Raw genomic sequence first — 11,639 nt, forward strand, 5'->3', positions numbered from 1 at the left:
AGGGATCTTAACGTTTCTCAATACTCTGGTAAGAATGCTTTAAGATCCCTCCTGCGTCGGGATGACAAAAAAAGACAAAAAATAGTATCCTCAGTTCGCATTATTTACTGACAATTTACGGTTTCAGTAAAATTTTACCCCAGCGTCCGTGCTGCTCGGCATGCGTAACGGCTTCGACAATCTGATCGAGCGAATAGGTGGCTTCGACAGGCAACTGAATTGTTCCCGACGCGAGTAGGTCAAGCACATTTTTAGCAACTTCCTGCCGTGTCTGGCTATCGACCCGGCGCATCCAGTCGGTCAGCCAGAACCCTTTGACGGTCAGTTCCCGAAAGATCATCAGACCGGCGTTGATGCTGGGGTCCTGCAGGCTCAATAATCCGTAGATCAGCATCGTGCCACCCCGGCGCAGGCATTTAAAGGCTTCCGTGGCCGTATGTCCACCCACCGCGTCGAGCACGCAGGCAACGCCGGTGCCGCCTGTAATCTGTTTGACACGGGCAGTCAGGTTATCCGTTTCGGTATTCACGACCTCAGTCAGACCCAGCGCTTTCAGATCATCGTTGAGGTCGTCGCGCCGGACCGTACCGATGGTTTTAATCCCGCGCATCTGACACAACTGAATGACCAGTTTACCAAACGCAGAACCAGCGGCCGTAATCATCAGCCAGTCGTCGCCCGATACGCCCGACTCCTGCACCATGGCGTAAGCCGTAAACGGATTGACGAATAACTGCGCGGCCATGTCGTCGGAAATCGCATCGGGCACCGGCACCAGGCTTCTGTGATGCGCAATGGCATATTCGGACCAGGTGCCAATGCTGGTAAAACTTACCCGGCTACCGGTCGGCATCTGAACCCCTTCGCCCACGGCATCGACAATTCCGACGCCCTCGAAGCCCGCGCTGGAGGGTAGCTGCGGCCGAATACCATACAGGTTTTGTACGAACATGATGTCTGATGGATTGATGGGGCTGGCAATAACCCTGACCCGCACTTCATTGGGGCCGGGCTCGGGCATAGGAACATCGACAGGTTTGAGGATTTCGGTTGGTTTTCCAGTCTGTTCAAATAAAATGCTTTTCATACTCGTGGAGATTCTACTGCGTAAAAGAGTGAATTTCAGGGTAAAGTTTGGAAATGTTCTGGAAATATGATTAAATTTGCATAAACTATTCCTAAACCATGAACCAGTGGTTAGTCGCTAGGACGTAGTCGATAGGTAGAACCGCTCATAAAGCTACTTATTGATGAACAACTATCGACTAACCACTTTTGACTTTTCATGCAGACGTCTCCCTTTCTTGGTGAATTGATCGGCACTACGGTGCTCTTGTTATTAGGTAATGGTGTCGTCGCAAATGTGGTGTTGAAACAAACGAAGGGAGAGTCGTCGGGCTGGATTGTCATTACGGCTGGGTGGGCATTTGCGGTAACCATGGGCGTTTTCGTCGCCAAAGCGTTCGGCAGCATCGATGCCCACCTGAATCCCGCCGTAACGGTTGCTTTTGCGGTGGCTACCGGCGATTATAGTCATGTCGGTCCTTACATCATGGCTCAAATGATCGGCGCTTTCCTGGGAGCAACGCTGGTCTGGTTGCATTACCTACCCCACTGGTCGGCCACGGCTGATCCAGCCGATAAACTAGCCTGTTTTTCCACGGGACCTGCCATTCGGAATACGGGTGCCAATCTTCTAAGCGAAGCGCTGGCCACACTGGTGCTCATTCTGGGCCTGGCGGGGATTTCTTCCAAAAATCTGGGTGAGCTGGCCATCGGCGTCGGTCCATATTTGGTGGGTATCCTGGTCTGGAGCATTGGTCTCTCGCTTGGCGGTACCACCGGCTATGCCATGAGTCCCGCCCGCGATCTCAGCCCAAGGCTGGCTCACGCCTTCCTGCCGATTCCTAATAAAGGTTCATCTGATTGGAGTTATGCCTGGATTCCGGTAGTCGGTCCGCTGGTCGGAGCCGTCCTTGGTGGGGTGCTGATCCGATGGTTCGCGTTGTAGAATACGCTACAAACGTTCTTTATCAATGCCAGCGTCTCGAAGTATGGCCAGGAACGTGCCTTTCTTCATATCCTTGTTATGGACGGGAACCGGCACAGTCACTTTGGTATCCGGATTATAATAAATGTGGTGGCTACCTTTTCCTGTTCTCTTTAAGTAAAAGCCATTTTCTTCCAGGATTTTAATTAATCTTTTGGGAGATAAATCCATATCAGACTAACTCAGTAACCAGATTTAATGAATATTCAAACGTGTTGCTATCGTCAGGTGGAATAGGTTGGCCTTCTTCGACTAATACTTCCAGACATCCTTCAATGGCATCTCTGGCCATCGCAATAGCTTCTTCGAGCGTTTCGCCATAAGTGACACACCCACGGATGGCAGGTACGCGAACGGTATAACCTCCTTCTGGTTCCGGGGTCAGAATAAGCCGATAGTTGAGCGTTTTCATCAGTAAGTCAGACGTATTGTATTGCTAAATATAACTCCTTTCTTCCAAAAATTTTATGCCCACTTACGTAGCTGCCATTGACCAGGGAACGACCAGTACACGCTGCATTGTCTTCGATCGGCAGGGACAGATCGTTTCGCTGGCTCAGAAAGAACATAAGCAGATTTATCCGCAACCCGGCTGGGTCGAGCATGACCCGGACGAAATCTGGCGGAACACCCTCGAAGTGATCGCCCTGGCGCGCATCAAAGCCAAACTGTTTGCCCATAACATTGTTGCCATCGGCATTACCAACCAGCGCGAAACCACGGTGGTCTGGAACCGCCGAACCGGCAAACCCTACTATAACGCCATCGTCTGGCAGGACATGCGCACGGCCGAGCTGGTCGGTCAGTTTGCGAGCGAAGGCGGGCAGGACCGTTTTCGGCCACAGACCGGATTGCCACTGGCCACCTATTTCAGTGGACTGAAACTCAAATGGCTGCTGGATAACGTACCGGGCCTGCGCGAAGATGCCGAAACCGGCGAAGCCCTCTTTGGCAACATGGATACGTTTGTGGTCTGGAACCTCACCGGCGGACCCGCGGGCGGCTTGCACCTCACCGACGTGACCAACGCCAGCCGGACGCAGTTGATGAATCTTCAGACCCTCAACTGGGATGATCAGTTGCTGGCCGATTTTACGGTGCCGCGCGCCATGCTGCCCGAAATCCGGCCCAGCAGCCAAGTCTACGGCACCGTTTCGTCGGAGGTGTTGCCGGGCGTTCCGGTGGCGGGAATTCTGGGCGATCAGCAGGCGGCCCTCGTCGGGCAAACGTGCTATGAACCGGGGCAGGCCAAAAATACCTACGGCACCGGCTGCTTTCTGCTTATGAATACCGGCACCGAACTCCGTACATCGACCTGTGGCCTGCTGACGACGGTAGCCTACCAGTTTCAGAATGAGCCGGTTCATTACGCGCTCGAAGGCAGCGTGGCCATTACGGGGGCGCTGGTGCAATGGTTGCGGGATAATCTGGGCATCATCAAAAAAAGTACGGACATCGAAACCCTGGCCCGGTCGGTCGAGGATAACGGCGGAGCGTATTTTGTGCCCGCTTTTTCGGGGTTGTACGCGCCCCACTGGAAAGCCGATGCCCGCGGGGTCATTGCCGGGCTGACGCGCTTTGTGAACAAGGGTCACCTGGCGCGGGCGGTGCTGGAAGCCACCGCTTATCAAACTGTCGATGTCGTGCGGGCGATGGAGCAGGACGCTGGCGTTTCGCTCAAATCATTGCGTGTCGATGGCGGTATGGTGGTCAATTCGTTGCTGATGCAGTTTCAGTCCGATGTGCTAAACGGGCCGGTCGTGTGTCCGCAGATGACCGAAACCACGGCGCTGGGGGCCGCTTACGCCGCCGGGCTAGCCGTCGGTTACTGGCAGAACCTGGACGACCTGCGCCAGAACTGGGGTGTCGCCCGAACCTACGAACCGAATATGGACGACGCCCAACGCAAACGACTCATGCGAGGTTGGCAGAAAGCCATCGAGCGCTCCTTCGGCTGGGAAGAGTAGCGCCAACCGGGACCGGTCGAGAGTGATTCAAACTCGCTCACTCCCGACTGGTCCTGGTTAGTTTAGGGAATAAAGTAACCTAGATTGTGCTTGATCTCCTTGAGCACGAATGTACTGTTCAGGACGCCGATGTTTTCGATCTGCGACAGTTTATACTTGACAAAATCGTGGTATTCGCTCAGGCTGCCGACGTGGATTTTAAGCAGAAAATCGACCTGCCCCGCCATGTGGTAGCACTCCTGCACTTCTTCCAGCTTCTGGATTTCTTCCTCAAACTTGTCGATAAACGCTTTGTCGTGGTAGCGCATCGATACCTGGCAAAAGGTTGTGATGGGCTGGCCTAGCAGGCTTTTGTCCAGAACGGCGACGTACTGCTTAATAAAGCCGAGTCCTTCCAGACGCTTGATGCGCTCATATACCGGCGACAGCGTAAGCCCAAGTTGCGCGGCCAGTTCCTTGGTTGTCAGCTTGGCATCGTGCTGTAAAAGCCGTAACAACTTCTTGTCGGTATCGTCCAGTAGTTCCATGCCGAAATATTTTCTGTGCTGGTTGATAAGGAAAAAATGATTCAGGAAATTTATCTATAAGTAATCGTCAACGCAACAATATTCGCTGTATTTAGTCCAATTCGATCAACTTACTGCCGCCAAATTTAACTTTGTGCCGTAAATATTCGTTATCGTTCGTAGCGTTTATTCAGCTTTACTCATCCCTTCTAAACCTGTTTTCCTGGTTCATGATGAAGCGAGAAACTGTCTTAGTCATTGGCGCCAATGGGCAGATCGGAACGGCTCTGCTGCCGCAATTACAACAGCTGTTTGGCTCCGGAAATGTTATTGCCTCTGATCTGCGGAAGCCCCAGACCGACGTAGGCATCTTTGAGCAACTAGATGCTACCAAGCCCGAGCTGTTGACGGAAGTGGTTCGTAAGTACCGCGTGACGCAGATTTACCACCTGGCGGCTGTACTGTCGGCCAAGGGCGAAAGCGATCCGCTCTGGGCCTGGAATCTGAATATGCAGACTGTGCTGAACGTGCTGGAAGTAGCCCGGCTTCACAACATCCGGAAGTTATTCATTCCCAGTTCGATAGCCGCTTTCGGTGAGCATGCGCCCAAGGAAGATACTCCGCAAACCGCGTTTCTCGATCCGGCCACCGTCTACGGCATCAGCAAGGTTGCGGCCGAAAACTGGTCGCTCTATTATCACAAGCGGTACGGGCTGGACGTGCGTTCGTTGCGGTATCCGGGCGTGATTAGTTATCAGTCTATGCCCGGTGGCGGCACCACCGACTATGCGGTCGCTATTTTTCACGAAGCCGTTCAGGGGCATTCGTACGATTGTTTTCTGGCTGCCGATACCCGTCTGCCCATGATCTATATGGACGATGCCCTTCGAGCAACACTGGAGCTGATGGAAGCCCCGGCTGAGCAGATCAGCGTACGGACATCGTATAATCTGGCCGGAATGAGTTTTACTCCCGCTGAGCTGACGACGGCTATTCAGGCCTATTTCCCGAACTTCGTTACGCATTACAAGCCCGATTTCCGGCAGGCTATCGCCGAGTCATGGCCCCGGACCATCGACGATTCGGTGGCGCGTCAGGACTGGGGCTGGAAACCCGCTTTCGATCTGACCCGCCTGACGCACGAAATGATTACAAACCTGACGGCGACTTATCAGCCGCTCGTCTCAGCCCTTTAAACACATGTACGGAACGATCAAAGAACAACTTCAGCAGGAACTGAATGCTATCAAAGACGCCGGTCTGTATAAGTCCGAGCGCATTATTGTGTCGCCCCAATCGTCGGTGATTGCCATTCACGGCGGGCGGGAAGTACTGAATTTCTGCGCTAACAACTACCTGGGCCTGTCGTCGCACCCGGCGGTGATTGAAGCGGCTCACCAGACGCTGGACAGCCACGGGTTCGGGATGTCGTCGGTGCGGTTTATCTGCGGGACGCAGGATATCCACAAAGAACTCGAACAGAAAACTGCCGAATTTGTCGGGGCAGAAGACTGTATCCTGTATGCAGCAGCGTTCGATGCCAACGGCGGGGTGTTCGAACCACTGCTGGGCGAAGAAGACGCCATCATTTCAGACGAACTGAACCACGCGTCCATCATCGACGGTATCCGGTTGTGCAAAGCCAGGCGCTTCCGGTATAAGCACAACGACATGGCCGATCTGGAAACCCAGCTCAAAGCAGCTTCGTCGGCCCGGCGGACGCTGATCGTTACGGATGGGGTTTTCTCGATGGATGGCACAATCGCTCAGCTCGACAAAATCTGTGACCTGGCCGATCAGTACGGCGCCATGGTGATGGTGGACGAATGCCACGCCAGTGGCTTCATGGGCAAAACCGGCCGGGGTACCCCCGAATATCGGAACGTGCTCGGGCGCATCGATATCATTACTGGTACGTATGGCAAAGCCCTTGGCGGAGCATCGGGTGGTTTTACGGCGGCCCGGAAAGAAATCGTTGACTTACTGCGCCAGCGCTCGCGTCCGTATCTGTTTTCCAACACCCTGGCTCCGTCGATCGTTGGGGCGTCGCTGAAAGTACTCGACATTCTGAAAGGGTCTACTGCTCTGCGCGACAAGCTCGAAGCGAACACCCGCTACTTCCGGGAGGCCATGACAGCCGCCGGATTCGATATTCTGCCGGGCGAGCACCCGATTGTGCCGATCATGCTTTACGAGGCCCCGCTAGCGCAGGAGTTTGCGGCCCGGCTGCTGCAGGAAGGTATTTATGTGATTGGTTTCTTTTACCCCGTGGTGCCGAACGGAAAAGCCCGGATTCGGGTACAGATTTCGGCCGGTCACGAACCCGAACATCTGCAACAGGCTGTGGAGGCTTTCACCAAAGTGGGGCAGGAGCTTGGCGTCATCAAAGCCGGTGAACCGGTAGCCCAGGCGTAGTTATTTTCTGACTTATTCGTTAAAGCGCCGGAGTGGAAGCCTTATCAGGTTTCTACTCCGGCGCTTCTGGTTTTCACGATGCATATGTATGCATCTGACTTTATTTGCATAATGGCTAAGTGCAGTGATTAACAATGGCCGGATTTAGCCTTATGTAGCGCGGGTGGTCGGCCGCAGCCGCGGAAACCCGCGCTACATAAAATCCTGCCTGTTATGAAATCGTTTGTCCTGTTTTTTCTCCTGAGCGTGCTGACGGTTCAGGCTCAGACCGCCGTGTGGCGACCACAGTCCTGGCCCGCCCTGAAGCATTATGACCAGCAGCACCTTACCCGCATTGCTTTACCACTGGGAGGTATCGGTACCGGTACCGTGTCGCTTGGTGGGCGAGGGCAGTTGCAGGACTGGGAAATCATGAACCGCCCGGCCAAAGGCTACAGCACGGTACTGACGGGCAATACCGCGCCATTTTTTGCCATCCACGTGGCCGAAGGAAAGAAAACCAAAGCCCTGCTGGGTCCGCTCGAAGCGCATGAGTACCAGCATATGGAAGGCCGACCCGTCGATCACCACGGGCTGCCCCGCTTTGCCCGCGCCAGTTTCGAAACGGCTTACCCATTCGGACAGGTCAGTCTGGACGATCCAGGCATGCCGGTTTCCGTACGGATCAAAGGCTTCAATCCGCTTGTTCCGGCCGACGCCGACGCTAGCGGAATCCCTATTGCCGTGCTGACCTATGAGGTGACGAATACCAGCAGCCAGCCGCTGACGGTATCCGTTTGTGGCTCGATGCACAACTTCGTGGGGCGCGATGGCAGCCGCACTAGTAAATCCTGGAAAGGCGAACTGGAGCCGCAGGGAGCCAGTAAGAATCGGAATCAGTTTCGGCAGGGTAATGGCGTTCGGGGTATTTATCTGTCTTCCGATGGCGTCGACAAAGCCGATCCGGCCTGGGGAACGGTGGCGCTGACGACCAACGAGTCGCAGGGTGTCAGCTACCGCACATCGTCGGTGACGAATGCCTGGGAAAATGCCCTGCTCGATTTCTGGGATGATTTCAGCGACGATGGCCGACTGACCGAAAAATCCCGCCCGGCGGATGAAGACCCAATGGCGTCGCTGGCGGTGCAGAAGAAAATCGGTCCGAAGCAAACTCAGGCGTTCACATTTTTCCTGACCTGGCACTTTCCCAACCGCTTTGCCTGGTCGAAGGAGCGGGTGGGGAACTACTACACAACCCAATACGATGATGCCTGGGCCGTAGCTGAAAAAACCATACCACGGTTGCCTCAGTTGGAGCAGAAGACGATCCAATTTGTAAACGCACTTTTGCAGAGTACGTATCCGGCCGAAGTAAAGGAAGCGAGTCTGTTTAATATCAGTACGTTGCGTTCTCAAACGGTGTTTCGGACGCCGGACGGGCGGATGTTTGGCTGGGAAGGAACCATGGACGATGTCGGCTCCTGTCACGGCTCCTGCACCCACGTCTGGAATTATGAGCAGGCCACCGCGTTTCTGTTCGGTGGTCTGGCCAAAACCATGCGCGATGTGGAGTTCAACTACGCGCTCGACACCACGGGGCTGATGAGCTTCCGGGTCGGATTGCCGCTGCAGCGGGGCTTCGGGGGTGGGGTGGCGGCTGCGGATGGGCAGATGGGGACGATCATGAAATTTTACCGCGACTGGCAGCTTTCCGGCGACACCGATTTTCTGCGTACCAACTGGCCGCATGTCAAACGGGCGCTGGCGTTTGCCTGGATTCCCGGCGGCTGGGATGCTGACCAGGACGGCGTTATGGAAGGATCGCAGCACAACACGATGGACGTTGAATATTTCGGGCCGAATCCGCAGATGCAGCTCTGGTATTTGGGGGCGCTGAAGGCCGCATCGGCTATGGCTACCGCCTTGAATGATCCCGCTTTCAGCCAGACCTGCGAGCAGCTTTTTCAGAAAGGCAGCACCTGGACCGACGCCAATCTGTTCAATGGGGAATATTATGAACAACAGGTGATCGCGCCCGCCGGGCATCTGTTAGCGAAAGGAACGTTTTCGGGTTTCAATACTGTGGATCAGCGGGAGCCCGCTTACCAACTCGCCAAAGGCTGTCTGGTCGATCAGCTAGTGGGGCAGTTTATGGCGCATGTTTGCGGGCTGGGTTATCTGGTCAATCCGCAGCATGTGCAGAAAACCCTGCAGTCGATCCTGAAATACAACTACCGGGCGTCGATGGCTGATCATTTCAACAACATGCGCTCATACGCGCTGGGCAACGAAGCTGCGCTGCTCATGGCCAGCTGGCCGAAAGGTCGTCCGACGGTGCCCTTCCCGTATTTTTCGGAAGTAATGACCGGGTTCGAGTACACGGCCGCTATCGGTATGCTATACGAAAATCAGACGGAGCCGGGGCTGCGCTGCATCCGGAATATCCGTAACCGCTTCGATGGCAGCAAACGCAACCCTTTCGACGAAGCCGAATGTGGTCACCACTACGCCCGGGCTATGGTGAGCTGGGCCACGACGCTGGCCATGAGCGGATTTCATTACTCGGGCGTCGATCAAACCATGCAGTTCAACCGGCAGGAAGGTACGTACTTCTGGTCGAATGGCTACGCCTGGGGAACCTGTACCAAGAAAAAACAGGCGGGTCAGTTGCAGATAACGCTCGCTGTACTGCATGGACAGTTGCCCTTGAAAACCCTTATTGTGGGCGATCACCGCATCACGGCCAAACCGATGGCTGAAGGCAACACGTTCGTAGCCCTTATGAAATGACGCCAGAACCGACAGCGGCTGCCCGGGCTAAGCCATGGTGTGTTCCAACTGCCTTTCGCGATGAATAACCGATTTCTGTGGACGGAACGGCTTCAGTCCTTTGCGCTGACCCCGGAAAAGAAGAGAAAACCAATTGCCGATGGTACGAATCATGAGTCGACGCGACGGCATGAAGTAATGAAAGAAAAACCAGCGCATCAGCCAGGCAATCGGGCCGGTAAACTGAAATCCGTATAGCTCCGTAATTCCTTTGCCGATACCCAGACTAGCGGTCTGCCCCAGCCCTTTGTAAGTAAACGGCCGGAGCGGATGGCCGTTGATGGCCCGGACTATGTTTCGGCCCGCATACTCGCCGTGCTTCATCGCCCACAAGGCATTGGCCGGGCAGGCTTCTCCCGTCTGGATGTGTGGCACATGACAGGCATCGCCCCCACCCCAGACCGTCGGCAGGTCGTTGACCTGTTGAAAGGCATTGGTAATCAGTCGTTCTGTCGAATCGCGGGGCATCGATTCGGTGCCCGCCAGGATAAACCGGCTTTGCCCAACGGTCGAGAAGACCATGCTGCTTTCCAGAAAAGACCCATCGCTCAGGTAAGCACCCTGTAAGCTTATTTTGGTCAGCTGGGTATGGGTATACACCTCGATTCCGTACCGACGCATGGTTTTTTCGGTATAGTCGATGAGCCGCCCGAAGGGAGGCTGAAGGCCGGTCAGCACCTGAGGCCCGCAGGTAATCAGCCGAATCTGCGGTCGGACGTCACGTAGGGTTTCGTAGGGGCGCTTCATTAGGTCGATCCATTCGGCCAGATTCGTTACAAGCTCCACGCCAGCCAGACCACCACCGGCAACGGTGATGCTCAGCAATCGGCGCGCCATGGCCGGATCAGACTGGGCGGCCTTCCGGACGAGTTTTTCGAGTGTCTGCCGGGTACGCTGGACCGCTTCCGGAGATTTAATCTGATAACCAAAGACGCGACTGCCTTCGACCGTATCGGTGTCGAACGAGCCGATTCCGAGCAGCAGATGGTCGTACCGAATGGCCTGCTGCGCTCCGGCTCTGGTCCGAAGGTACACGACCTGATTGACCTGATCCAGTTCCTGTGCTTCCGCCCTGATCAGTGTCGCCTTAGGCATAAGTTCCGTCAGCGGACTCAGGCGGTTCTGGTTGTCGATAATGCCGGTCAGGCTCTCGGCTGTCCAGCCATGATAACAATGATACTCGTATGGAGCAACGACGGTGATGGCTACCTGACCCGTGGCCAGTTGCGAACGCAGGTGCCTAATCAACGAGCGATATGCCCAGACGGAGACGTAGCCACCGCCCAGCAGGACGATTTGAGTAGGAGAGGACGGCATAGGGAGGGAGGCTGATTTTAAGCGTAACGCGGTAGTCGGGCGTAACAAAAAGCAGGAAGTTGAGCAGTCAGCCCGGTTGGGCTACAACGGCCGGTACACCGTCAAACAACCTGTACCTGCACCTCATAATGACCGCTGGTCGGCTGCCCGTCGAAGTACTGCTGCATATGCTGGAAGAGTGTTTGCAGAAACCCATCAGTCTCTGCGGCTCGCCGATCGGTTTCCGATTCCCAAACCATCACCATCAGGCAGTGATGGGTAAGGGAACTGCTCAGTAACCGACCGTTCAGAAAACCCGCCTGCTGGCGGAGGGCGGGACCAATAGACTGCCGAAAGTAGTTAATGGCATCGCTGTGGGACTCCGCCAGCAGAGCTCCTCGAAGGGTACGGGCATACATAGTTGTTAAAAAAAGAGGAAGGTTATGGGAGACAGCAACCGCTGGCTGGTCGCCCGAAACTTACTGACAAATGTGGCCCAGGAAGCGTTAAAAAGACTATAACAAATGTTCCAAATACTATAACGGATGTTCCAGACCTGCCAGAAGTGCCAATAAAAAAGGTAAATAAATAAAGTTA

11 protein-coding genes are annotated in these 11,639 nt (G+C 54.9%); 5 read left to right on the forward strand and 6 right to left on the reverse strand.

The window, feature by feature from the left end; all coding sequences use genetic code 11:
* Positions 1–115: 115 nt before the first annotated feature.
* The gene (locus tag ACYVC2_RS14510; protein WP_461103168.1) at positions 116–1,087 is read right to left on the reverse strand and encodes a zinc-dependent alcohol dehydrogenase family protein; all 972 of its coding nucleotides are present in this window, start codon (positions 1,085–1,087) and stop codon (positions 116–118) included.
* A gap of 198 nt (positions 1,088–1,285) precedes the next feature.
* Here ACYVC2_RS14510 and ACYVC2_RS14515 point away from each other — a divergent pair, with 198 nt between their 5' ends.
* Entirely contained in the window at positions 1,286–2,011 is a 726-nt protein-coding gene (locus ACYVC2_RS14515) for an MIP/aquaporin family protein (protein WP_461103169.1), read from the forward strand.
* A gap of 6 nt (positions 2,012–2,017) precedes the next feature.
* Here ACYVC2_RS14515 and ACYVC2_RS14520 read toward each other — a convergent pair whose 3' ends face one another.
* Together ACYVC2_RS14520 and ACYVC2_RS14525 are read right to left on the reverse strand one after the other, a co-directional pair.
* The gene (locus tag ACYVC2_RS14520; RefSeq protein ID WP_461103170.1) at positions 2,018–2,221 is read right to left on the reverse strand and encodes a type II toxin-antitoxin system HicA family toxin; all 204 of its coding nucleotides are present in this window, start codon (positions 2,219–2,221) and stop codon (positions 2,018–2,020) included.
* 1 nt (position 2,222) lies between these two features.
* Complete coding sequence (locus tag ACYVC2_RS14525) at positions 2,223–2,462, reverse strand: type II toxin-antitoxin system HicB family antitoxin (protein ID WP_461103171.1); 240 nt, start codon at positions 2,460–2,462, stop codon at positions 2,223–2,225.
* Between the two features lie 55 nt (positions 2,463–2,517).
* Here ACYVC2_RS14525 and glpK point away from each other — a divergent pair, with 55 nt between their 5' ends.
* The gene (gene glpK, locus ACYVC2_RS14530; protein WP_461103172.1) at positions 2,518–4,017 is read left to right on the forward strand and encodes a glycerol kinase GlpK; all 1,500 of its coding nucleotides are present in this window, start codon (positions 2,518–2,520) and stop codon (positions 4,015–4,017) included.
* 62 nt (positions 4,018–4,079) lie between these two features.
* On the opposite strand, the gene ACYVC2_RS14535 is transcribed toward glpK, so the two are convergent.
* Positions 4,080–4,544, reverse strand: a complete 465-nt coding sequence (locus ACYVC2_RS14535; RefSeq protein ID WP_461103173.1) for an Lrp/AsnC family transcriptional regulator — start codon at positions 4,542–4,544, stop codon at positions 4,080–4,082.
* A 212-nt stretch (positions 4,545–4,756) separates the two neighbouring features.
* Here ACYVC2_RS14535 and ACYVC2_RS14540 point away from each other — a divergent pair, with 212 nt between their 5' ends.
* The 3 genes from ACYVC2_RS14540 to ACYVC2_RS14550 all read left to right on the forward strand — a co-directional run bounded on the left by ACYVC2_RS14540 (position 4,757) and on the right by ACYVC2_RS14550 (position 9,707).
* The gene (locus ACYVC2_RS14540; protein ID WP_461107139.1) at positions 4,757–5,719 is read left to right on the forward strand and encodes an NAD-dependent epimerase/dehydratase family protein; all 963 of its coding nucleotides are present in this window, start codon (positions 4,757–4,759) and stop codon (positions 5,717–5,719) included.
* A 4-nt stretch (positions 5,720–5,723) separates the two neighbouring features.
* Entirely contained in the window at positions 5,724–6,938 is a 1,215-nt protein-coding gene (kbl, locus tag ACYVC2_RS14545; protein ID WP_461103174.1) for a glycine C-acetyltransferase, read from the forward strand.
* Positions 6,939–7,151: 213 nt separating this feature from the next.
* Entirely contained in the window at positions 7,152–9,707 is a 2,556-nt protein-coding gene (locus ACYVC2_RS14550) for a GH116 family glycosyl-hydrolase (RefSeq protein WP_461103175.1), read from the forward strand.
* 27 nt (positions 9,708–9,734) lie between these two features.
* Here the strand turns inward: ACYVC2_RS14550 and ACYVC2_RS14555 are convergent, their stop codons facing one another.
* Together ACYVC2_RS14555 and ACYVC2_RS14560 are read right to left on the reverse strand one after the other, a co-directional pair.
* On the reverse strand, positions 9,735–11,063 hold the full coding sequence (locus tag ACYVC2_RS14555; RefSeq protein ID WP_461103176.1) for an NAD(P)/FAD-dependent oxidoreductase: 1,329 nt from the start codon (positions 11,061–11,063) through the stop codon (positions 9,735–9,737).
* A gap of 101 nt (positions 11,064–11,164) precedes the next feature.
* The gene (locus ACYVC2_RS14560; protein ID WP_461103177.1) at positions 11,165–11,461 is read right to left on the reverse strand and encodes an antibiotic biosynthesis monooxygenase family protein; all 297 of its coding nucleotides are present in this window, start codon (positions 11,459–11,461) and stop codon (positions 11,165–11,167) included.
* Positions 11,462–11,639 lie beyond the last annotated feature (178 nt).

The sequence above is a fragment of the Spirosoma koreense genome (assembly GCF_054777875.1).